Origin of the sequence: Allobosea sp. 2KB_26 (genome assembly GCF_052115715.1) — a bacterium.
GTDB lineage: Bacteria > Pseudomonadota > Alphaproteobacteria > Rhizobiales > Beijerinckiaceae > Allobosea.
This window is the reverse complement of the sequence record NZ_JBFRHE010000005.1, coordinates 133,106-155,140: the sequence shown is the minus strand read 5'-3', so window position 1 is coordinate 155,140 and position 22,035 is coordinate 133,106. Positions and strand designations below refer to the sequence as shown.

General features: G+C 64.8%; 18 protein-coding genes. 11 read left to right on the top strand and 7 right to left on the bottom strand.

What is annotated here, in order from left to right; genetic code table 11:
• Positions 1-53 precede the first annotated feature (53 nt).
• Positions 54-1,466, top strand: coding sequence for an amidase (locus tag AB4099_RS16535; RefSeq protein WP_441478839.1), 1,413 nt, complete (start codon positions 54-56; stop codon positions 1,464-1,466).
• Between the two features lie 18 nt (positions 1,467-1,484).
• On the opposite strand, the gene AB4099_RS16530 is transcribed toward AB4099_RS16535, so the two are convergent.
• Positions 1,485-2,174: an amidohydrolase family protein gene (locus AB4099_RS16530; RefSeq protein ID WP_441478957.1), complete on the bottom strand. Its 690-nt coding sequence runs from the start codon at positions 2,172-2,174 to the stop codon at positions 1,485-1,487.
• A 668-nt stretch (positions 2,175-2,842) separates the two neighbouring features.
• On the opposite strand from AB4099_RS16530, the gene AB4099_RS16525 reads away from it, so the two are divergent.
• The 7 genes from AB4099_RS16525 to AB4099_RS16495 all read left to right on the top strand — a co-directional run bounded on the left by AB4099_RS16525 (position 2,843) and on the right by AB4099_RS16495 (position 10,265).
• Entirely contained in the window at positions 2,843-4,441 is a 1,599-nt protein-coding gene (locus AB4099_RS16525) for an ABC transporter substrate-binding protein (RefSeq protein ID WP_441478838.1), read from the top strand.
• Between the two features lie 28 nt (positions 4,442-4,469).
• On the top strand, positions 4,470-5,411 hold the full coding sequence (locus tag AB4099_RS16520; RefSeq protein WP_113515554.1) for an ABC transporter permease: 942 nt from the start codon (positions 4,470-4,472) through the stop codon (positions 5,409-5,411).
• The gene (locus AB4099_RS16515) at positions 5,408-6,316 is read left to right on the top strand and encodes an ABC transporter permease (RefSeq protein ID WP_441478837.1); all 909 of its coding nucleotides are present in this window, start codon (positions 5,408-5,410) and stop codon (positions 6,314-6,316) included. Before AB4099_RS16520 ends, AB4099_RS16515 begins: the two co-directional genes overlap by 4 nt.
• Positions 6,317-6,485: 169 nt before the next feature.
• A complete protein-coding gene (locus tag AB4099_RS16510; protein WP_113515555.1) occupies positions 6,486-7,421 on the top strand; it encodes an N-carbamoyl-D-amino-acid hydrolase in 936 nt (311 codons plus the stop codon).
• 22 nt (positions 7,422-7,443) lie between these two features.
• Positions 7,444-8,613 (top strand): amidohydrolase/deacetylase family metallohydrolase, encoded by a 1,170-nt coding sequence (locus AB4099_RS16505; protein WP_113515556.1) that lies wholly within the window; start codon positions 7,444-7,446, stop codon positions 8,611-8,613.
• 120 nt (positions 8,614-8,733) lie between these two features.
• Entirely contained in the window at positions 8,734-9,192 is a 459-nt protein-coding gene (locus AB4099_RS16500; RefSeq protein ID WP_113515557.1) for a RidA family protein, read from the top strand.
• Entirely contained in the window at positions 9,189-10,265 is a 1,077-nt protein-coding gene (locus tag AB4099_RS16495) for a D-TA family PLP-dependent enzyme (protein WP_441478836.1), read from the top strand. Before AB4099_RS16500 ends, AB4099_RS16495 begins: the two co-directional genes overlap by 4 nt.
• Positions 10,266-10,416: 151 nt before the next feature.
• On the opposite strand, the gene AB4099_RS16490 is transcribed toward AB4099_RS16495, so the two are convergent.
• The 6 genes from AB4099_RS16490 to AB4099_RS16465 all read right to left on the bottom strand — a co-directional run bounded on the left by AB4099_RS16490 (position 10,417) and on the right by AB4099_RS16465 (position 17,324).
• Positions 10,417-11,106, bottom strand: coding sequence for an OmpW/AlkL family protein (locus AB4099_RS16490; protein WP_441478835.1), 690 nt, complete (start codon positions 11,104-11,106; stop codon positions 10,417-10,419).
• A 227-nt stretch (positions 11,107-11,333) separates the two neighbouring features.
• Positions 11,334-12,062, bottom strand: coding sequence for a DUF1028 domain-containing protein (locus AB4099_RS16485; protein WP_113515560.1), 729 nt, complete (start codon positions 12,060-12,062; stop codon positions 11,334-11,336).
• A gap of 13 nt (positions 12,063-12,075) precedes the next feature.
• Positions 12,076-13,875 (bottom strand): gamma-glutamyltransferase family protein, encoded by a 1,800-nt coding sequence (locus AB4099_RS16480; RefSeq protein ID WP_441478834.1) that lies wholly within the window; start codon positions 13,873-13,875, stop codon positions 12,076-12,078.
• 20 nt (positions 13,876-13,895) lie between these two features.
• Positions 13,896-14,786 (bottom strand): ABC transporter permease, encoded by an 891-nt coding sequence (locus tag AB4099_RS16475; RefSeq protein WP_441478833.1) that lies wholly within the window; start codon positions 14,784-14,786, stop codon positions 13,896-13,898.
• Positions 14,786-15,730: an ABC transporter permease gene (locus AB4099_RS16470; protein ID WP_113515563.1), complete on the bottom strand. Its 945-nt coding sequence runs from the start codon at positions 15,728-15,730 to the stop codon at positions 14,786-14,788. The genes AB4099_RS16475 and AB4099_RS16470 overlap by 1 nt, the downstream gene beginning before the upstream one ends.
• 88 nt (positions 15,731-15,818) lie before the next feature.
• The gene (locus AB4099_RS16465) at positions 15,819-17,324 is read right to left on the bottom strand and encodes an ABC transporter substrate-binding protein (RefSeq protein WP_441478832.1); all 1,506 of its coding nucleotides are present in this window, start codon (positions 17,322-17,324) and stop codon (positions 15,819-15,821) included.
• A 380-nt stretch (positions 17,325-17,704) separates the two neighbouring features.
• Between AB4099_RS16465 and otnK the strand changes: the two genes are divergently transcribed.
• The 3 genes from otnK to AB4099_RS16450 all read left to right on the top strand — a co-directional run bounded on the left by otnK (position 17,705) and on the right by AB4099_RS16450 (position 22,035).
• Positions 17,705-18,979 (top strand): 3-oxo-tetronate kinase, encoded by a 1,275-nt coding sequence (otnK, locus tag AB4099_RS16460; protein ID WP_441478831.1) that lies wholly within the window; start codon positions 17,705-17,707, stop codon positions 18,977-18,979.
• A gap of 171 nt (positions 18,980-19,150) precedes the next feature.
• Positions 19,151-20,485, top strand: a complete 1,335-nt coding sequence (locus tag AB4099_RS16455) for a malonyl-CoA decarboxylase (protein ID WP_441478830.1) — start codon at positions 19,151-19,153, stop codon at positions 20,483-20,485.
• A 20-nt stretch (positions 20,486-20,505) separates the two neighbouring features.
• The gene (locus AB4099_RS16450) at positions 20,506-22,035 is read left to right on the top strand and encodes a malonate--CoA ligase (RefSeq protein WP_441478829.1); all 1,530 of its coding nucleotides are present in this window, start codon (positions 20,506-20,508) and stop codon (positions 22,033-22,035) included.

Here is a 22,035-nt window from a genome sequence, read left to right as displayed (position 1 = left end):
CGCGAAAGACACCTGCTCCCAGCCCTGGTCCTTCCTCCCCACGAGAGATGCCGATGACCGCAATCGCTTCCCTGTCTGCTGTCGCGCTGAGCAAGCTCTACGCTGGGCGCAGCCTCTCGCCAGTCGAGGTCGCCAAGGACGCGCTCGACCGCATCGAGCGTTTCGAGCCCGATATCAACGCCTTCGTCGTGCGCGATGCCGAGGTCACGCTCGCCATGGCCGAGGCCTCGCAGGCACGCTGGCTCAAAGGCGCTCCGCTTGGTCCGCTCGACGGCGTGCCGGTGACGATCAAGGACAATATCGGCGTGAGGGGCTGGCCGATGCGCCGCGGCTCCGCGCTGGCCTCCGGCGCGCCCTGGCCGGAGGACGCTCCGGCGACGGCGCGGCTGCGTGAGGCGGGGACCGTCTTCCTCGGCAAGACGACGATGCCGGAATATGGCTGGAAAGGTGTCGGCGACTCGCCGTTCTCCGGCATCACCCGCAATCCCTGGGATATCCGGACCGGGCCGGGCGGCTCCTCCTCCGGCGCGGCCTCCTGCGCCGCGCTCAATCTCGGCTGCATCCATATCGGAACCGACGGTGCCGGATCGGTCCGAATCCCGGCGGCCTTCACCGGTGTCGTCGGCTTGAAGCCGACCTATGGCCGCGTGCCGGCCTATCCCATTTCGACCATGGGTTTCCTCGCCCATCTCGGTCCGCTGACCCGCACCGTCGCAGATACGGCGCTCGCCATGAATGCGATCGGTCAGCCTGATGGCCGGGACATGACCGCGATGATCGAGCCCCCGCCGGATTACGTCGCCGGCCTTGCCGGTGCCGTGAAGGGCCTGCGCATCGCCTGGTCGCCGCGCCTTGGCGGCAATCATCTTGTCGACCCCGAGATCGCAGCGCTCGCCGCGGCGGCCGCGCTTGCGTTCCGTGAGCTGGGTGCGAGCGTCGAGGAGGTCGATCCCGGTTTCGACGATCCGCTTGAGACCTTGATGACATTGTGGTCGGCGGGAGCCGCCCTGGCCCTGCGCGGAGCGGGGGCGGAGAAGCGAGCGCAGATGGACCCGGGGCTCGTGGCCGTGGCGGAGGCTGGCGAGCAGATTCCGGGCTCGGCCTATGTCGACGCCCTGCTCAATCAGCGCAACGCGCTTGCCCATCATATGGCGCAGTTCCACGAGCGCTTCGATCTGCTGCTGACGCCGACTTTGCCCCTGCCGGCCTTCGAGGTCGGACGCAATGCCCCCGGCCACGGCGGATATGGCGAGGACTGGACGCGCTGGACCCCCTTCACGTACCCCTTCAACATCACCCAGGCGCCCGCCATCTCCGTGCCCTGCGGCCTGACATCGGCCGGGTTGCCGGCTGGACTGCAGATCGTCGGGCCGTTCGGGAGGGATGCGCTGGTTCTGCGGGCCGCGGCTGCATTTGAAGCGTTGCACCCCTTCGCGCGGGTCGACGCGCCCATCAGAATAGCCTGAAGAGCGAAGCCGGGCTTGTCAGGGCCTGGGTTCGGTCAGCCCCAGCAGATTGGCTTGCGCCACCCGTTCCCGTGTTGCCGGACTGAGTTGGCGCAGGAAAGACTGCACGCTCTCGAATTTCATCCGCTCGCTCTCCAGCGAGCGATGGCTCGCGTCGGTTCCGATGATGAAGCGGCCGGGCATCGTCTCGATGAGCTCGAGCCATTCCGGCCAGACACTCCTGCCGTCCTGCAGGATCGTATAGTCGGGGGAGCGCGGGTGCCGCGGCCAGGTTCGCGCGCTCAGCTCGTAGGTGAGGTTTGGGTGCCGTTCGAGCATCCTGCGGGCAAGGAATAGCGGCGTATAGCCGCCATGGGCCCAGATCAGGTTAACATCGGGAAAGGCCTCGAGCAGCGCTGCCAGTTCTCGCATCCGTGTCGATTCGACATGGACCAGGACCGGCACGCGGTATTTGCGCGCCAGGGCCATGATCCCGCCCATCATCGGGCCTGTCGGATCGTAGTCCGACTCCGGAAACCCGGGCGACGGAAAATGCACTGCCGATATCTCGCCGATACCCTTGAACTGGCCGGTGGCCAGGAGACCGTCGAGCTCCTCGAGCAGCGCCAGGTCCTGATCCTCCCATGCCCTTCGATGAGCCCGGCGCTCCGGAGAAATCGAGGCAAAGCCAATGAACAGGTCGGGACGGCGCTTGACGGCATCGGCAATCGACCCGTTGTCGCCGTTGCGCCCCCAGACACGACGGCACGCTTCGCCCCGTAGTGCCGCATCAGTTCGATCTGCATGGCCTCGTCGTTGAGATGGACATGCGCATCGACGAACGGCACCGTTTCGAGACTTGGTGCGGTGCTTTCCGGAGCGGCCGAGTTCTTCACCCGCTTCAGAACACGGGGCTGATCCTGACCCGATACGCTGGCGCCGAACGATAGCGCCAATGCGCAGCCTAGAACCAATATCCCCACTGCCAAGCGCATGGACCTGCCCAAAAAACCCGCGTCAACGCCCGAATGCCTAGCAGAACTCTGCGGGGCGACAGAAGGGGGGCGCGTCTGGCGCGCGGCGCGTGACGAGGCCTGAGCGGGCGCTTCGTCTTCGCCGGTCAGCGAGGACCTTTCGCGTGCTGGGAAAACGCTGTGATTAGGCCAGTAGCGCGCCGATCAAATCGATTTAGCTGACGTTGCGCAATTTTCTGCGGATTTATGTTCGATTGGCGCGGGCCCATGGCGTTGGGGGCCAGCCGGTACCGTTTGGCACGGACTCTGCAAGCCTTCCAGCCGCGGATTTCGACCGGCGCGGCGTGTTGTCAGGGTGATCTTTCTCGCCCACACTCGCCTCAAGGTCGCCCGTCAGAGGTAGCCGTTTCAGGGGAGAGAGTCATGGATCGCAGGACATTCTTGAAATCTGCCACTGGTGCCGGCGCTCTGGCCGCCACCGGGGGGCTTTCCATTCCGGCCTTGTCGCAAGGAGCGGCGGCCAAGACCCTGCGCTTCGTGCCGCAGGCCAATCTCGCGAATTTCGACCCCATCTGGGGCACGCAATATGTCGTCCGCAATGCCGCTGCGCTGGTCTGGGATACGCTCTACGGCATCGACGACAAGTTCCAGCCCCAGCGCCAGATGGTCGAAAGCGAGGAGGTCTCCTCCGACGGTCTGACCTGGACCTTCAAGCTCCGCCCCGGCCTCAAGTTCCATGATGGCGAGCCGGTGCTTGCCAAGGACGTGGTGCAGAGCCTCGTGCGCTGGTCGGCGCGCGACCCGATGGGCCTGATGCTCCGCGCTATCCAGAACGAACTGGTTGCCGTCGACGACCGGAGCTGGAAATGGTCGCTGAAGCAGCCCTTCCCGAAGATGCTGCTGGCGCTGGCGAAGAACAACGCACCCTGCTCCTTCATCATGCCGGAGCGTATCGCCAAGACCGATCCGTTCCAGCAGATCACCGAATATGTCGGCTCCGGGCCGATGAAGTTCCTGCGCAATGAGTGGGTGCCGGGCGCCAAGGCGGTCTTCGAGAAATTCGCCGATTACGTGCCGCGCTCCGAGCAGGCGAACTGGCTCGCCGGCGGCAAGAAGATGCTGATCGATCGCATCGAGTGGGTGATCATGCCCGACCCGGCGACCGCTGCCGCTGCGCTGCAGAACGGCGAAATCGACTGGTGGGAGACGCCGCTCGCCGATCTCGTGCCGGTGCTCAAGGCCAACAAGAATATCAATGTCGATATCGGCGACCCGCTCGGCAATATCGGCGCCTTCCGCATGAACCACCTGCACCCGCCCTTCAACAATCTGAAGGTGCGCCAGGCGGTGCTGACTGCGATGAACCAGGAAGACTACATGCGTGCGCTTGTCGGCGAGGACGACAAGCTCTGGAAGCCGCTTCCCGGGTTCTTCACGCCGGGCACCCCGCTCTATACCGAGCAGGGCGGCGACATGCTCAAGATGCGCAATATTGAGGCTGCCAAGAAGCTGCTGGCCGAGTCCGGCTACAAGGGCGAGCCGGTGGTCTGCGTAGTGGCGCAGGACATGTCCGCCACCAAGGCGATGGGCGACGTCACGGCCGATCTGCTCAAGCGCATCGGCATGAATGTCGACTTCGTCGCCACCGACTGGGGCACGGTCGGTTCCCGGCGCGCCCAGAAGACCGGGCCGGGCCAGGGCGGGTGGAGCATGTTCCACACCTGGCATGCCGGCGCCGACTGCATCAATCCGGCCTCGTATACGGCGATCCGCGCGAATGCCGACAAGGCCTGGTTCGGCTGGCCGGACGTGCCTGCCGTCGAGACCGAGGTGACGAACTGGTTCAACGCCAAGGATCTAGCCGAGGAGAAGGCGGCCATGGGCCGGCTCAACCAGGCGGCTGTCCAGAATGTCGTCTACGCGCCGACCGGCTTCTATCTCGGCTACCAAGCCTGGCGGAAGAACGTCTCGGGCGTCGTCAGCGGGCCGTTGCCGTTCTTCTGGGGCGTCTCCAAGGCCTGATTTGCAACGATAGGGATACAGCGCCGCGATGTTGGCTTTCATCGTCAGACGCATCATCACGACCATCCCGGTGATGGCTTTCGTGGCGCTGTTCGTCTTTTCGCTCCTCTACATAGCGCCGGGAGACCCGGCGGCGGTCATCGCGGGTGACCAAGCGACGCCCGCGGATGTCGAGAAGATCAGGCTGAGCCTCGGGCTCGACCGTCCCTATCTGATACGGTTCGGCGAGTGGCTGTTCAGGGTGCTGCAGGGGGATCTCGGTACGTCGATCTTCACCTCGCTGCCGGTGACGCAGCTCATCTCCCAGCGCATCGAGCCGACTGTCTCGCTGATGGTGCTGACGCTGATCTTTGCGGTCGTCATTGCGGTGCCGATGGGGGTGATCGCGGCCTGGAAGGCAGGCACCTGGGTCGACAAATCAGCGATGGCCTTTGCCGTTCTCGGCTTTTCCATCCCGGTCTTCGTCGTCGGCTATCTCCTGGCCTATGTCTTTGCGCTGAAACTCGACTGGCTCCCGGTGCAGGGCTACACGCCGCTCTCGGAAGGGCTGTGGCCCTGGTTCCGGAACCTCATCCTGCCCTCCGTTACGCTCGGCCTCGTCTATATCGCGCTGATCGCCCGCATCACCCGCGCGACAATGCTCGAGGTGCTGCAGCAGGACTACATCCGCACGGCGCGTTCCAAGGGGCTCGGCCAGCGCAGCGTCCTGTTCCTGCATGCGCTGAAGAATGCCGCGATCCCGATCGTGACGATCATCGGCATCGGCATCGCTCTGCTGATCGGCGGTGCCGTGGTGACCGAGAGCGTCTTTGCCATTCCCGGACTGGGCCGGCTGACGGTCGATGCCATCCTGCGGCGCGACTATCCCGTGATCCAGGGCGTCGTCTTGATGTTCAGCTTCGTCTACGTGCTGGTGAACCTCATCATCGATCTGGTCTACACGCTTCTCGATCCGAGGATACGCTATTGACGACGCGCTCCGAGAGCCCTGCCGCGGTCGCGGCTCCCGCTCTGGCCGGGATCGCGCCAGAAAGATCAGCCCTGAGAAACCTGCTGCGCTTCATGCGGCGGCATCCCTCGGTCGCGATCGGCGGCGGCCTGCTGCTGCTCATGATCCTCATCGGCATCCTTGCGCCGCTGCTCTGGACCGTTGATCCGACCGCGATCGCGCCGGCGAGGCGTACCAGGATGCCCTCGGAGCAGTACTGGTTCGGCACCGACATGCTCGGGCGCGACATCTATTCCCGCGTCATCTACGGCGCGCGGGTTTCGCTGATCGTCGGCTTCACCGTCGCCATCCTGTCGTCCCTGGTCGGGTTGGCGATCGGCCTCTTCGCAGGCTTTGTGCGCCGGGCTGACGGCATTGTCATGCGTGGCATAGACGGCATGATGTCGATCCCGCCGATCCTGCTGGCGATCGCGCTGATGGCTCTGACGCGCGGCTCGGTTCAGAACGTCATCATCGCCATCACCATCGCCGAAATCCCGCGCGTCGCCCGCCTGGTGCGCGGCGTGGTCCTCAGCCTGCGCGAGCAGCCCTATGTCGAGGCGGCCGTGGCCGCCGGCGCACGCGCGCCGCGCATCATCATGCGCCACATCCTGCCGAACACCATCGCGCCGATGACCGTGCAAGCGACCTATATCTGCGCCAGTGCGATGATCGTCGAGGCGATCCTCTCCTTCATCGGAGCCGGCATTCCGCCGGCAACGCCGTCCTGGGGCAATATCATGGCCGAGGGCAGGGCGCTCTGGCAGGTCCGGCCGCATATCGTGCTGTTCCCGGCTGTCTTCCTGTCGATCACGGTGCTTGCCGTGAACCTGCTCGGTGACGGCCTGCGCGACTCGCTCGATCCCCGCCTGGCGAAGAGCCTCTGAGGGGAACCGCATCCACTATGCCGGCTGGCTCTGCCGCAGCGTCCGCAGGCCTCGCACCCCGAATTCCGGGTGCGGTCTGCGGAAATCCGATGGCGACCATGCGGCCTGACCGGCTTTCGCCTGCCCTGCATGATCGCGATGCTGGCGGGTGTGCTGAGGAGGAAACAAGGTGAGTCGAATTCTGACGGTGGCCGCAGCCCAGCTCGGCCCCATCCATCGGGATGAAAGCCGCGCTTCGGCCGTCGCCCGCATGATCGCCTTGATGCGCCAGGCCAAGGGGCATGGTTGCGATCTCGTCGTCTATCCCGAAGCTGCCCTGACAGCCTTCTTTCCGCATTGGTGGATGGATGACGAGGACGAGATCGATTCCTATTTCGAGAGTGCCATGCCCTCGAACGAGACGGCGCCGCTCTTCGAGGAGGCAGCCCGTCTCGGTATCGGTTTCCATCTCGGCTATCCCGAGCTCGCCTTCGAGGACGGACGCAAGCGGCGCTTCAACACCGCGGTCCTGGTCGACAAGAGCGGCTCTGTCGTCGGCAAATATCGCAAGATCCATCTGCCCGGACATCCCGAGCACCGGCCGGGTGCTCCCTTCCAGAATCTCGAGAAGCGCTATTTCGAGACCGGCAATCTCGGCTGGCCTGTCTGGCGGACCATGGACGCCAATATCGGCATGATGATCTGCAACGACCGGCGCTGGCCCGAGAGCTATCGCAGCATGGGGCTGCAGGATGTCGAATTGATCGTGCTCGGCTACAACACGCCCAAGCATAACCCCCCGGCGCCAGACCACGACCGCCTCGGCAATTTCCACAATCAGCTCGTCATGCAGGCCGGCGCCTACCAGAACGCCACCTGGGTCGTTGGCGTCGCCAAGGCGGGGCTCGAGGCCGGCGTCGACCAGATCGGCGGATCCTGCATCATTGCGCCGACCGGCGAGGTCGTGGCCCAGGCCGTCACCGAGGGTGACGAACTCGTCGTCGCCCGTTGCGACCTCGATCTCGGCAAGAGCTACAAGGCATCCACATTCAATTTCGCCCGCCACCGCGAGCCGGAGCAATACCGGATGATCGTGGAGCGCAAGGGCGCTATCTCACCGCTCTGAGTTTGCCGTCAAAGGACCAGCCATGAACCATGATCTCATCCTGAAAGGCGGGCGGGTCATCGATCCCTCGCAGAAGCATGACGGCATTCTTGATGTCGCCTTCACCAACGGCAAGGTCTCGGGCTTCGGCAAGGACCTGAAAGGCGGCGCCGATACTGAAGTTCGCGATGTCTCCGGCTATATCGTTTCGCCCGGCCTGATCGACCTCCACACCCATGTCTATTGGGGCGGCACCTCGCTCGGCATCGATGCCGACGAATTCTGCCGCATGTCCGGCGTCACCACTTCGGTCGACACCGGTAGCGCCGGACCGGGCAACTGGGCCGGTTTCCGCAAGCATGTGATCGAGCAGAGCCAGGCCCGCATCCTGGCCTATCTTCACGTCTCGCATGCCGGCATCTACGGCTTCGATCATCGCGTCATGGTCGGCGAGAGCGGCGACCTGCGCATGATGAACCCGATCGATTGCGTCGAAGTCGCCGACGCCAATCGCGACTATATCGTCGGCATCAAGGTTCGCGTCGGCCTGCATGCCTCAGGCACGTCCGGGACCGTGCCCCTGAATATCGCGCTGCAGGTCGCCAACGAGGTCGGCATGCCGCTGATGTGCCATATCGACCATCCGCCGCCATCCTACGAGGAAGTCATCGGCATGCTGCGGCCGGGCGACGTACTGACCCACGCCTTCCGGCCCTTCCCGAATGCGCCCGCGACGGCGCAGGGCACGGTGAAGCCTGAGGTGCTCGCTGCCCGCAAGCGTGGTGTCATCTTCGATATCGGCCATGGCAAGGGCTCGTTCTCGTTCAAGACGACGCGCGCCATGCTTGCCAATGGTTTCGAGCCGGATGTGATCTCGTCGGACGTTCACAAGCTCTGCATCGACGGCCCGGCCTATGACCAGGTCACCACCATGTCGAAGTTCCTCTGCATGGGCATGAGCCTGAACAACGTCATCGCCGCCTCGACCGTGAATGCCGCCATGGCGCTGAAGCGTCCCGAATACGGCTCGCTCAAGGTCGGTTCGCTGGGCGACGCCACCATCCTCACCGTCAAGGAAGGCAAGTTCGACTATGTCGACGTTGTCGGAGAGCACCTGATCGGCGACAAGAAGTTCGTCTCCGAGGGGGTGGTGCTGAAGGGCAAGTGGTGGCACCCGAAGCGCTCGAACAAATTCAAGAAGGTGGCGGCCTAGATCAGGTCGTGCTGCCGACAAGCCCGGGCTTGACCCGGACATCTCACGTCGAAGTCTCACGGGCGCGCGTTGTGTGCGGCCCGCGGAACCCCGCGCCACAATAACGATAGAGGAAACACCATGTCTGCCGAAGCCAGGCTAAAGGAACTCGGGCTGACACTGCCCAACGTTGCGACACCGGTCGCCAACTATGTCCGCTTCAAGCGGGCTGGCGATATCGTCTATCTCTCGGGCCAGGGGCCGCGTCGCGCCGACGGCAGCTATCCGACCGGCAAGGTCGGTGCCAATGTTACGGTCGAAGAGGCTTATGAGCACGCCAAGCAGACAGGGCTTGGCCTGCTTGCCGCCATGCAGGAAGCGGCCGGCTCGCTCGACAAGGTAGAGGTCATCAAGCTGCTCGGCATGGTCAACGCGGTGCCGGATTTCGCGGAACAGCCCAAGGTGATCAACGGCTGCTCGGACCTGTTCGTCGCCGTTCTCGGCGAGAACGGCCGTCACGCCCGCTCGGCCGTGGGCATGGGCTCGCTGCCCAACAACATGACCGTCGAGATCGAAGTCATCATCCGGGTGCTGCCATGACTGCGCTTGCCGAGGAAATCGCCCGCGTCTACGGCACGCCGGCCGTCGTCATCGATCTCGACAAGGTCGAGGCCAATATCGCGCGCCTCCAGGCCGCCTGCGATGCCGCCGGCGTCGCCAACCGCCCGCATATCAAGACGCATAAATCGCCCGAGCTCGCGCGCCTGCAGCGCGAGGCTGGCGCCCGCGGCATCACCTGCCAGAAGCTTGGCGAGGCCGAGGTCATGGCCGATGGCGGGCTCGACGACATCATGATCAGCTACAATATCCTGGGCGAGGAGAAGCTTGGGCGCCTCGGCGCGCTGCAGCGCCGCGTGCGGATGATCGTTGCAGCCGACAATCCAGTCACCATCGCCGGCCTGCCGACGGCCGCCGAGATCGCCGGGCGCGACCTCGAAGTCGTGGTGGAATGCGACACCGGTCGCCAGCGCGCCGGAGTCGAGACGCCGGGTGAGGCGGTCGAGCTTGCGAAGCTGATCGCCGGTTCCAAGGGCCTGCGCTTTGCGGGCTTCCTGATGTATCCGCCGGAGGATGGCTGGGACCGGACGCAGCTCTTCCTCGACACGGCCAATGCGGGCCTGCGCGATGCGGGGCTCGAGGCCGGCATCGTCTCGACCGGTGGCTCGCCCAATATTCCGAATATCGGCAAGCTCAAGGGCGCGACCGAGCACCGCGCCGGTACCTCGATCTTCAACGACCGCATGCAGGTTGCGGCGGGCGTCGCCAGTCTCGAGGACTGCGCGCTCACGGTCTATGCGACGGTGGTGAGCCGTGCCGGCCCGGAGCGCGGCATCCTCGATTCAGGGTCGAAGACGCTGACGAGCGATACCGGCGGCCTGGAGGGCCACGGCTATATTCTGGAGTATCCGTCAGCCAAGATCGCCAAATTCGCCGAGGAGCATGGCTTCCTCGACCTTGCGGCCTCGAATGAGCGGCCGAAGGTCGGCGAGGTCGTCCGGATCGTGCCGAACCATGTCTGCGTCGTCGTCAACATGGTCGACAGGCTGATCACGGTGCGCGGCGACAAGCTGATCGGCGAACTGCCGGTCGCGGCGCGCGGCAGGCTGACCTGATACGCCTGGATCATCGGACCGGATCTCGTATCCGGTCCGATGATCTGATTGTCTGCGTCTCTATCGGCCCGAAAACCGCAATCCGCTTGTCGGGCCGATACTTGCGGCTCCCTCGCGGCGTCCGGCCGGGGGAGCGCGAACGACTTACGCCTCAGAATTTGTAGGTGACACCTGTCCCGATCAGCCATGGGTCGATCTTGACCTTGCCGCTGACCAGGCCGTTGTTCACCTTGACCTTCGGCTCGAGGAAGATCTTCTTCACGTCGAAGTTGATGCCCCAGTGGTCGTCGATCATGTAGTCGAAGCCGGCCTGCAGGGCGAGGCCGAAGCTATCCTTCAGATCGAAATCGGTGAAGCCGCCCTTGGCCTTCTCGTTGAAGAAGACCGTGTAATTCACGCCGGCGCCGACATAGGGCTTGATGCGCCCGAGATCGGTGAAGTGATATTGCAGCATCAGCGTCGGCGGCAGCAGCCAGGCAGAGCCGATCCGCGCTCCGGCGAGAGCGCCAGCGCCTTTGACGCGATGCGGGGTGACGCCAAGGATCAGCTCGGCGGCGATATTCTTCGTGAAGAAATAGCTGATGTCGAGTTCGGGCACGACCGAGGTCGAGATGCTGACATCGGCGCCGGGCACGGTGACGCCGCCGATCCGGAGCGAAGCATCTTCCTGCGGCACCACGACGAGTGCGCGCCCGCGAATCATCCAAGGGCTCCACTGCGCCAGAATCGGCGCGACCGGCTGTACCTTGTAGGAGGGCAGGTCGGCTGCCTCAGCGCTTGTCAGCGCGGTACCTGCGAGCAGGACGGCGCTCAGAACGGTCGGGAGAAGGCGTGTCGTCATGATGGTCCCCAGCTGCTGCCGGTGGGCGACTCAATCCATCGCAACTTGCCCTGCCGGTGGGACCGTTCTTCGCCAGTGCTTGGGGAAAGTGATTGATCTGCGTCAAGACGGCGACAGGACTGCCGACGATCACGGCGCCCTGTTGCAGCATTGACTCAGAGATTGTGCTTGGCGCCCATCCGAAGGCGGGGCCAGGCGCGATGCCACGCCCCGGACGGCCGCAGGGCTCAGCTCTCGGGGTGCCTCGCATTCCAGGCCGCAGCATACTCGCTGCACAGTCGATCGAGCTCGGTGCGGTCCGTGATCCCCGCCGGTCGGGCACGAGAAGGCGAGGCGGCCTGGTAGGGCACGGAGCGCTGGTGCGCGATGCGCCAGAGCCGCCGCAATTCGGCCAGTGGGTCTGCGTGATCGTCGACGCGGATGTCGAAGCTCGGAAAGGCATCGGTCGACCAGATCCGGATCGCACAGGACTGGCGCCCCCGCTTGTCGCCGCCAGCCCGCTCTCCGGCCTCAAGCGCAACCAGCAAGCGCTCGTCGAAATCAAGCGCCGAGGCCGCGATATAGGCCTTCAGTGTTTCCTCGATCACCTGCGGTCCGGCGAGCATGTTACCGGCGACCGAGACCTGCGGGCCTTCGACCGAGCCGCACCAGTCGACGCAGGCCGAACCGGTATGAGCGGCGATCTTGCCGTCCCGGTCGATGACATGCAGCTGGCGATGATTGCGCCCCTCATCGGCCGCGGTGAGGTTGGCGACGATCTCGGCGGCCGGGCGGCCTTCGAGCAGAAGCCGCAGGCCATCGATGCCATAGAGCGGGTTGAGGAAGGCTTGTGTGGCAAGCGCCCCCGTGCGCGCCGCGCCCTGCGGCACGCGCGAGCCGACGGCGAAGGCGCAGGTGGAAACCGCGACGCCATAGGCGCCTGTCGCCGCATCGCGGGCGACGATAGACCAGGTCATGGAGCAATCCCTCTCAGCGGCCGGCGGCGTAGGCCTGCATCAGACGTGGCGTCGCTGCGGCACGCAAGAGGCCATTGCTGCTCTTCTCCGCGGCGGTCAGGCGCCCGACGGTCCAGGCCGGGGCCTTCTCGATATCATGGCCGCGCTGGACGAGATCGGCGATCGCCGCGGCACCGATGCTCTCCTCGACCGTGAGATGCCCCGGTCGGGCTTCGCGCGGATAGAAGGTCGAGGGGAAGTGCTGCGTGTGGAACAGCGGCAGGTCGATCGCCTCCTGCAGGTTGAGACCGTGGTGCACCCGGCGCAGGAACATGCCGAGCTGCCATTGCTCCTGCTGGTCGCCGCCCGGCGTGCCGAAAGCCAGGCGCGGTTCGCCATTCTCGAAGGCCAGTGTCGGCGTCAGCGTGGTGCGCGGGCGCTTCAGCGGCGCGAGCGAGGCCGGCAGGCCCTCTTCCAGCCAGAATGCCTGCGCGCGCGAGTTCAGGGGGAAGCCAAGCTCGGGGATGACGGGAGAGGATTGCAGCCAGCCGCCAGACGGCGTGGCGGCGATCATGTTGCCCCATTTGTCGATCACGTCGATATGAACGGTATCGCCGCGCTTCGACGATGCAACCATCGAGGCGAGCGTCGGTTCGCCGACGGTTGCGCCGCCGGCGCCGCTCTGCCCGGCGATGCGGATATTCGCCAGCATCTTGCCGACCTGCTCCTCGAAGCCGGGGATCATGCCGGGGCGCAGCTCATGCGAGGCCTTGTCGGTGATGAGATTGCGTCGGCCGCGGGCGTAATCCTCCGAGAGCAACGTGGCCATCGGCACCTTCACGAAATCCGGATCGCCGTAATAGGCTTCGCGGTCGGCGAAGGCGAGCTTCATCGCCTCGGTGACGTGATGGATGAATTCCGGGCTGGCCGGTCCCATCGCAGCGATATCGATGCCTTCCAGGATCTTCAGCGTCTGCAGGAAGACCGGGCCCTGGCCCCAGGGTCCGATCTTGAAGACCTCCCAGCCGTGATAGTTGACGCTCGCGGGCGTCTCGTAGGTGGGCTTCCAGCGCGCCATGTCATCGGCCGTGAGCAGGCCCTTGTGGCGCCGGCCGGAGGAATCGATCGCCTCGGTCGTACGGCAGAATCTGTCCATCGCCTCCGCGACGAAGCCCTTGTACCAGGTGTCGTATGCGGTCTCGAGCTGCTTCTCGCGCGAGCCGCCGGCGGCTTCCGCCTCCGCGAGAATGCGCTTGTAGGTTTCCGCCGCAGCCTTGTTGCGGAAGAGTTCCTTGCCCTTCGGGACGTTGCCGCCCGGCAGATAGACGGCTCCCGAGGTCGGCCACTCCTCGGTGAAGAGATCGGTCAGGGTCCCGATTGTGTCGGAAACACGCGGCAGCATCGGATGACCGTTCTCGAAATAGCCGATCGCCGGCTCGAGCACTTCACGCAGCGACAGGCGACCATGGTCGCGCAGCAGCGTCATCCAGCCACCGAAGGCGCCCGGCACGACCGTCGAGAGCAGTCCCGAGCCGGGGATCAGGTCGAGGCCGAGCTCCTTGAAGGCTTCGATCGTCGCTGCCTGCGGCGCCGGACCCTGGGCGCAAATGACCTCGACCTTCTTCGTCTTGGCCGAATAGAACACGGCCGGCATGTCGCCGGCTGGGCCGACCAGATGCGGCTCGACGACCTGGAGCACGAAGGCTGCGGCGGCACAGGCATCGAAGGCGTTGCCGCCCTTTTCCAGCATGGCCATGCCGGAGGCCGTCGCGAGCCAATGCGTCGAGGTGACGACACCAAAGGTGCCGAGGATTTCGGGGCGGGTCGTGAACATGATGCTATCCCTAGGCTTGCTTAGTGTTCTTTGGGGTCGAGCGCGTCCCGCAGGCCATCGCCGAGCAGGTTGAAGCCGAGAACGGCGAAGAAGATGGTGATCCCGGGCGCGACCGACATCCACGGCGCCTGCTCCATGAAATTCTTGGCGACGTTGAGCATCTGACCCCAGGACGGAGCGGGAGGTTGCTGGCCGAGGCCGAGGAAGGAGAGGGCCGCTTCCAGGATGATCGCCTGCGCCATGAACAGGGTGGATTGCACCACGATCGGCGAAAGCGTGTTCGGCAGGACGTGAAGGAACAGGATCCGCATGTCGCGGGCACCGATCGCGCGCGTTCCCTCGATGAAATCCTCGGCCTTGATGCTGAGCACTTGGCCTCGGACCAGCCGGATGAAGATCGGAACGGCCGAGAGGCCGATCGCGATCATGGCGTTGGTCAAGGAGGGGCCGAGGATGGCCGCAAACGCAATCGCGACGATGAGGAAGGGGCAGGCCAGCATCGCTTCGGTGACGCGCGAGATCGCGATGTCGATCCAGCCGCCATACCAGCCCGCCAGCAGTCCGAAGGGTACGCCGACCGCCAGCGCGATCGAGACCGAGAAGATGCCGGCCAGCAGTGAGGTTTGCGCTCCGTAGAACAGGCGGGAGAACTGGTCGCGCCCGAGTTCATCGGTGCCGAACCAATACAGTGCCGAAGGCGGCTTGCGAATGGCGAGGAAGTTCGACTTCAACGGGTCTGCTAGCGGCAACAGGGGCGCCAGGACGGCCATCAACACGAAGATCAGCACGAGCGCGCCGCCGATCTGGGCGGAGCGGTTGTGCAGCAGTTTCGTCCAGGCGCGCGGGCTTCGCGCCGGCAATGGTTCCAACGAGCTGGTCGGGGACGGGCGGTCCAATGCGATATTCGCCATCAGCCGTCCCTCAGGCGTGGGTTGACGAGGATGTAGAGCAGGTCGGCAAGCAGGTTCATCAGGATGAAGCCGATTGCAGTGCACAGGACGACGCCTTGCACCACGCCGTAATCGCGATTGAACACGGCGTCGATGATCAGCTTGCCGAAGCCGGGAATCGTGAAGACCTGTTCGGTCAGCACCGCTCCGGCCAGCAGCTCACCGAAGAGCAGCGTCGAGAGGGTGATGATCGGAATCAGGGCATTGCGCAGCGCATGGCGGTTGACGACCGTCTGCTCGTCGAGCCCCTTGGCGCGCGCGGTGCGGACATAGTCGGACTGCAGGACCTCCAGCATCGCCGCGCGCGTATGGCGCATCAGGAAGGCCGCAAGCCCGCCGCCGAGCACGAAGGCGGGCATGATCAGCCGCTCGATCGCTCCGATCGGATTGCTGAAGATCGGCTCATATCCCGATGCCGGCAACAGTTTGAGCTCCACTGAGACGAGCAGGATCAGCATGATGCCGAGCCAGAAATTCGGGATCGAGAGACCCGACAGCGCGAGCGCGCTGGCGGAATAGTCGAGGGCAGTCCCCTTGTTGCGGGCGGCAATGATGCCCGCCGGGACGCCGATCGCGACGGCGACGAGGATCGAGGCCGTGGCGAGCTGGATGGTGACAGGCAGCTTTTGCAGGATCAGCCCGAGCACCGGCTCACCGGTTCGCAGCGAGCGACCGAAATCGCCCTGCACGACCTGGCCGAGCCAGGCGAAGAACTGGACGACGATGGGATCGTCCATCCGGTAGATTTCGCGCAACCGGGCGATCACCTCCGGATCACGTTCCTCGCCGGCGATGACGAGGAACGGATCGCCGGGCAACGCTCGCTGCAGGGCGAAGACGAACAGCGACACCAGAAAGAGTGTCGGGATCGCGATCAGGACGCGGCGGCCGATCAGGGTCAGCATGGCCGCCCCCCAAGCCCGGCCGCCATTCCGGGCGACGCAAGGGGCGCCCGGAGCTGACGAGAGTGTTGGCTTCGAAGGAAGGCGGTCATCACTTCTTCTTCAACCCGGCGAGGCGGATCATGCCGTCGGGATTGATCACGAAGCCATCGATGTTGGAGCGCAGCGCAAAGAACACCGTCTGGTTGTAGAGATAGACGATCGGCAACTCGTCCTGCAGGATTGCCTGCGCTGCGTCGTAGAGCTTCTTGCGCTCAGCGACGTCATAGACGGTGCGCGCCTGGTCGAGCATCTTGTCGACCTCCGGATTGCTGTAGCGTCCGTCGTTCTGGTTGCCCTTCGACGTCACGAACTGGTGGATATTGCCATCCGGGTCGATGCGGCCGGACCAGCCGATGCGGCTCATCTGGAACTTGCCCTGCTGCTGGTCGCGCAGCTGGCTCGCGAATTCGCTCGAGCGGATCTGGATGTCGATGCCGGCTTCCTGAGCCATTGCCTGGATGACCTGGCCAAGCTGCGCGTCGACGGGATTGTTGGTGACGAAGAGCTCGGCCGAGACCTTTTCGGCACCGGCCGCCTTGAGCAGCGCCTTCGCCTTGGCGACGTCACGCGCCGGCACCGGGAAGTCGGCGCTGAGATAGGGGTTGCCGGGATTGAAGGGCTGGATCATCGGCTCGTACAGCCCTTCGAACACGACCTGGCTCAGGACCTTGCGGTCGATGGCGAGCGAAAGGGCCTGGCGGACGCGCTTGTCCTTGCCCATCGGCTGGCTCGCCGCCTCGCCATTGGACGTGTTGATGGTGATGCCCTGGTAGCCGAGATTCGATGTGCTCGCGATCTTGAGCGACTTGTCGCCCCGGGCTCCCGGTACGTCGGTCGGGGCAAGGCGCTCCAGCATGTCGAGCTCGCCAGCCCGCAGATTGGCGAGGCGGACCGTGGTGTCGGGGATCGAACGATAGAGCACCCGGTCGAACTGATAGTTCGCTGCCTCCCAATGCTCCTTGAACTTCTCCAGCACGATGCGGTCGTTCTGGACGCGCTCGACGAACTTGTAGGGGCCGGAGCAGATCGGCTTGGCGCCGACATCGCCGCTGAGGCTCTTGGGAGCCAGCATCATGCCGGCGCGGTCCGTCAATTGGGCAAGCAGCGTCGCGTCAGGACGCTTGAGCTTCAGCACGAGCGTGGTGGCATCGACGGCCTCGACACTGTCGACCGACGCAAGTTCCGATTTCCGCAGGGAATCCGGCAGCGTCCGCGCGCGTTCTAGATTGGCCTTGGCGGCTTCGGCATTGAAAGGCTCGCCGTCATGGAACTTCGCATCGCTGCGCAGCTTCATGGTCAGCGTCAGCCCGTCCGGGGAGAACGACCATTCGGTCGCCAAGCGCGGGACCAGCTTGAGGTCAGGCGTGATATCGAGCAACCGGTCGCACAACCCCATGAAGACGATGCGACCGACAAAGGTGCGCGCCTTGTGGGGATCGAGCACGTCGGGGTCTTCCTGCAGGCCGACACGCAGGGTGTTCGGCGCCTGCGCCACAGCTGGCAGGCTGGCGATCGTCAAGAAGGTCGCTGAAACCAGCGCGGCAATGAGCTTCATCGGTTTTCCCCTGTTGGATTTCTGTGTGAGGCGCGTTCGCGCGGTCGGATGGTGATCTGGCGTATGGCCTGCCGAACGCAGGTCGTTTGCGCCGCTGGGTCGATAGGCAGAATCCGAAAGCGAAGAGCCTCCCGGGTTGGTCCCGTTCAGCACCAAGTTGGCGCAAGTTTCGGCGGCCGTCGATCATGCGCTGCATCATTCTTGCGTGGGTGTTGTTCCCGGGGTGCGGTTCAGCTTGTATGCAAGTTGGCGGCCAAGCTCTCCGCTTCTGGCTGAGGCCGGCATGTCCGGGCAACGCGCGCGCAGGGCGTGATCTCTGCTATGCCTGCGCCGGACGGATACGGGTGTCAGGCGCGGTTTGTATGCGCTGGAAACAGGGAATGGGACGAATGCTTCTGGGTGTGATTGCCGACGACATGACGGGTGCGACCGACGTCGCCCTGATGCTGAACCGGGCCGGAATGCGGACGGTTCAGGTGATCGGCGCGCCATCGGCCAATGCAACATTGCCGGAGGCCGATGCGGTTGTCGTCGCGTTGAAATCGCGCACCAATCCGGTTTCGGAAGCGGTGGCGCAGTCGCTCGCCGCCTGCGAGGCGCTTCTCGCCGCCGGCGCGCGCCAGATCCTGTTCAAATATTGCTCGACCTTCGACTCGACCCCGCATGGCAATATCGGCCCCGTGGCGGACGCCCTGATGCGTCGGCTCGGTGCAGAGAGCGTCATCATTTGCCCGGCCTTTCCGGCGAATGGCCGCTCGATCTATCAGGGCTATCTCTTCGTCGGCTCCGTGCCCCTGCATGAGAGCTCGATGAAGGACCATCCGCTGACGCCGATGCGGGATTCAAACCTGATGCGCCTGATGGCGGCGCAGACCGAGACCCCGGTCGGCCATATCGGATACAGCACGGTTCTGGCTGGGCCCGATGCGGTCAAGACCCGGTTGGCGGAACTGGCGGGGCAGGGCGTGCGCTATGTCGTGACCGACGCGCTCACCAATGACGACCTGATGGTGCTGGGCGCCGCGGTCGATGGAGCGGTACTGCTGACCGGCGGCTCCGGCATCGCGATGGGGCTGCCGCAGAACTTCCGCAAGGCAGGGCTGTTGCCGGATCGCGATATCGCGGCGCAGCTCGAGGCGCCCGAGGGGCGGGCCGGCATTATCTCGGGCAGCTGCTCCACCGCCACGCGCGGCCAGATCAAGGCGGCGCTTGACGTCGGTTATCCCGCGCTGAAGGTCGACCCGCTGGCTCTGGCCACAGGCGAGCAGACGGCGCAGATCCTGGCGGATTGGGCGTTGGCGCAACCGGCCGATCGCCCCTTTCTCGTCTATTCCAGCGATGACCCGGCCGAAGTCGCCGCGATCCAGGGGCAGCTCGGCCGCGACAAGGCCGGTGAGATCGTCGAGCAGGCTTTCGCTGAAACAGCGCGCCTGCTGGCCAAGGGCGGTGTCACGCGCCTGCTCGTCGCCGGCGGCGAGACCTCGGGCGCCGTTGTCCAGGGGCTCGGCATCCAGACGCTCGAGATTGGGCCTGAGATCGATCCCGGTGTGCCGTGGACCCGCGTCGTCGGCAGCCCTGTTATGGCTGTTGCACTGAAGTCCGGAAATTTCGGCGCGCCTGACTTCTTCCTGAAGGCATGGAGCCTGCTCCGCTAGGTCATCGAACCGGATATCGTATCCGGTCCGATACCTAGGTTCTATGTTTGCATCGGCTTTTCCGAAAACCGCGATCCACTTTTCGGGCCGATGCTCCAGCCAGGACAGGCCTTTCATTTCGGCGCAGCAAAACTCGTATAGGATCGCATCACGAGGGCAGCGGAGACGGGGATGGACATGGCGTTTCTGGGCGAACTCCTCACGAGCGTGGCGGACCGTGGCCGCGCGCTGATCGGCCTTGAGCGCTTCGCCGGGAACCGCAACCGGTCGCTTGACCGGCTCTGCGAGGATCTGTTGTCAGGGCGCGGTGAGGCCTCCGGCATGGCATTGGCGCAGGCCGTTCTCGACCAGTGGGAACGGCTCGATCCGCCCGGGCGCCTCAGTTTCTTCCGCTTGCTCCAGGATCGCTTCGGTCCGGATCAGGAGAAGTTGAGCGCCGCCATCGCGCGCTACCAGAATGAGCCGGACGCGGCTGCGATCGCAGCGCTGCACATTGCCTCCGAGCCGCGCCGGCAGGAACTCTTCCGCCGCCTCAACCTCGCGCCCGGCGGCACCCATGTGCTGGTCCGCATGCGGGAGGCGCTGTTCGAGGCCATCGAGGCCGAGCCGGCGCTGAAGCCGGTCGACACCGATTTCCGGCATCTCTTCGGCTCCTGGTTCAATCGCGGCTTCCTGGTGCTGCGCCGCATTGACTGGCATACGCCGGCCAATGTGCTGGAGAAGGTGATCCGCTACGAGGCGGTGCACGAGATCCAGGGCTGGGACGATCTGCGCCGCAGGCTCGAACCGGCAGACAGGCGCTGTTTCGCCTTCTTTCATCCGCAGCTTGTCGATGAGCCGCTGATCTTCGTCGAGGTTGCGCTGACGGGCGCGATCCCGCGCAGCATTGCTGAAGTCCTGAGTGAGGAGCGCGAGGTCCTCCCGGCCCAGAATGCGTCGACGGCGGTGTTCTATTCGATCTCGAACTGCCAGGAGGGGCTGCGTGGCATTTCATTCGGCAATTTCCTGATCAAACAGGTCGCCGAGGACCTGAAGCGCGAGCTGCCTGGGCTGGACACCTTCGTCACGCTCTCGCCCGTTCCCGGTTTTGCGCGCTGGCTTGCGGGCGTCGTCGCCGAGCCCGGTGACCCGCCGCTCACCAATGAGGAGCTCTCGGAGCTTGCCCGCCCGCTCGGCGAGACCATCGCGCTCGACGAGCCGGAGAGGGCGCGACGCGACAAGCTGCTCGGCCAGATGGCGGCGCATTATCTGCTGCGCGCCCGCGCGTCGTCCGGGCGCGTCATCGACCCTGTTGCACGCTTCCATCTCGGCAATGGTGCAAGGCTGGAGCGCATCAATGTCAGCGGCAATCTCTCGGCCCGGGGGTTGCACGAATCGCACGGCGTGATGGTCAATTACCGCTACGATCTCGGCGATATCGAAGCCAATCACGAGGCTTTCGCCAGCCGCAACACCGTCGTCGCTTCGTCCGCCGTCCGTAAGCTGCTACGTCCTGCCTCCGCCTGAACGAAAACTCGAGACCTGTCATGGCCAATCATCTGTTCGCCCTCGTCACTGCGCGAATTCCTGCGCCGAACGCTCCCTTCGCGCTTCTCGATGACGGCCGTCGCTACAGCTATGGCGAGATGGTCGCGGTATCCGCCCGCTTCGCCAATACTCTGGTGGCGCTTGGCGTGAAGCCGGGCGACCGCGTTGCCGTTCAGGTGGAAAAGAGCATCGAGGCGCTGATGCTCTATCTCGGCACGATCCGCGCCGGCGCCGTCTTCCTGCCGCTGAATACGGCCTACACCCCAGCGGAGATCGAGTATTTCCTTGGAGATGCCGAGCCTGCGGTCTTCGTGTGCGACCCCGCCAGGGCCGAGGCCCTGCAGCCTTATGCCGAGAAAGCCGGCGCCAGGTTGGAAACGCTCGGTGTCGCGACAGGGACGCTCTTCGACAAGGCTGCCAGCGCTTCCGCAGAATTTGCCGATGTCGCGCGTGGCCCGGACGACTTGGCCGCGATCCTCTACACCTCGGGGACGACCGGGCGTTCCAAGGGCGCGATGCTGAGCCATGACAATCTGGCCTCGAATGCGCTCGCGCTCGTCGACTACTGGCGCTTCAGCAAGGACGACCGGCTGCTGCATGCGCTGCCGATCTTCCATACGCATGGCCTCTTCGTCGCGACCAATGTCGTGCTCTTTGCCGGCGCCTCGATGATCCTGCTGCCGAAATTCGATCCCGAGCAGATCATGAAATACCTGCCGCAGGCGACCTGCATGATGGGCGTGCCGACCTTCTATGTCCGGCTGCTGCAGGATCCGCGCCTGAACAAGGACGCGACCCGGCATATGCGCCTCTTCGTCTCCGGTTCGGCGCCGCTGCTCGCCGAGACGCATCGCGAATGGCGCGACCGTACCGGCCACGCGATCCTCGAGCGCTACGGCATGACCGAGACCAATATGAACACCTCCAACCCCTATGAGGGCGAGCGTGTTGCCGGCACGGTCGGTTTCCCGCTGCCGGGCGTAAGTGCGCGCGTCACCGATCCGGAAACCGGCAGGACGCTTGGTGCCGACGAGATCGGCATGATCGAGGTCAAGGGCCCGAACGTCTTCAAGGGGTACTGGCGCAATCCGGAGAAAACCAAGGCCGAGTTCCGCAACGATGGCTTCTTCATCACCGGCGACCTCGGCAAGATCGACCACGCCGGCTATGTCCATATCGTCGGGCGCGGCAAGGACCTGATCATCACCGGCGGCTACAACGTCTATCCGAAGGAAGTCGAGACCGAGATCGACGAGATGCCGGGCGTGATCGAGAGCGCGGTCATCGGTTGTCCCCATCCCGATTTCGGCGAGGGGGTGACGGCCGTGGTCGTGGTCAAGCCCGGAGCCGAGATCACCGCCGCGTCGATCTCGAAGGCGCTCGACCAGCGCCTCGCCAAGTTCAAGCTGCCGAAGCATGTCTTCATCGTGCCCGAACTGCCGCGCAACACCATGGGCAAGGTCCAGAAGAACCTGCTGCGCGACAGCTATCGCGACATCTACGCCAAGGCCGCCAAAGCGGGGGAGTAA

Excerpts from the sequence above, each read along its gene's own strand:
- AB4099_RS16480 (WP_441478834.1), bottom strand. The coding sequence starts at position 13,875 with ATGTTCACGACCCGCCCCGAAATCCTCGGCACCTTTGGTGTCGTCACC.
- AB4099_RS16525 (WP_441478838.1), top strand. The coding sequence starts at position 2,843 with ATGGATCGCAGGACATTCTTGAAATCTGCCACTGGTGCCGGCGCTCTG.
- AB4099_RS16485 (WP_113515560.1), bottom strand. The coding sequence starts at position 12,062 with ATGACCTGGTCTATCGTCGCCCGCGATGCGGCGACAGGCGCCTATGGC.
- AB4099_RS16490 (WP_441478835.1), bottom strand. The coding sequence starts at position 11,106 with ATGACGACACGCCTTCTCCCGACCGTTCTGAGCGCCGTCCTGCTCGCA.
- otnK (WP_441478831.1), top strand. The coding sequence starts at position 17,705 with ATGGGACGAATGCTTCTGGGTGTGATTGCCGACGACATGACGGGTGCG.
- AB4099_RS16535 (WP_441478839.1), top strand. The coding sequence starts at position 54 with ATGACCGCAATCGCTTCCCTGTCTGCTGTCGCGCTGAGCAAGCTCTAC.
- AB4099_RS16450 (WP_441478829.1), top strand. The coding sequence starts at position 20,506 with ATGGCCAATCATCTGTTCGCCCTCGTCACTGCGCGAATTCCTGCGCCG.
- AB4099_RS16475 (WP_441478833.1), bottom strand. The coding sequence starts at position 14,786 with ATGGCGAATATCGCATTGGACCGCCCGTCCCCGACCAGCTCGTTGGAA.
- AB4099_RS16455 (WP_441478830.1), top strand. The coding sequence starts at position 19,151 with ATGGACATGGCGTTTCTGGGCGAACTCCTCACGAGCGTGGCGGACCGT.
- AB4099_RS16500 (WP_113515557.1), top strand. The coding sequence starts at position 8,734 with ATGTCTGCCGAAGCCAGGCTAAAGGAACTCGGGCTGACACTGCCCAAC.
- AB4099_RS16505 (WP_113515556.1), top strand. The coding sequence starts at position 7,444 with ATGAACCATGATCTCATCCTGAAAGGCGGGCGGGTCATCGATCCCTCG.
- AB4099_RS16465 (WP_441478832.1), bottom strand. The coding sequence starts at position 17,324 with ATGAAGCTCATTGCCGCGCTGGTTTCAGCGACCTTCTTGACGATCGCC.
- AB4099_RS16470 (WP_113515563.1), bottom strand. The coding sequence starts at position 15,730 with ATGCTGACCCTGATCGGCCGCCGCGTCCTGATCGCGATCCCGACACTC.
- AB4099_RS16495 (WP_441478836.1), top strand. The coding sequence starts at position 9,189 with ATGACTGCGCTTGCCGAGGAAATCGCCCGCGTCTACGGCACGCCGGCC.
- AB4099_RS16520 (WP_113515554.1), top strand. The coding sequence starts at position 4,470 with ATGTTGGCTTTCATCGTCAGACGCATCATCACGACCATCCCGGTGATG.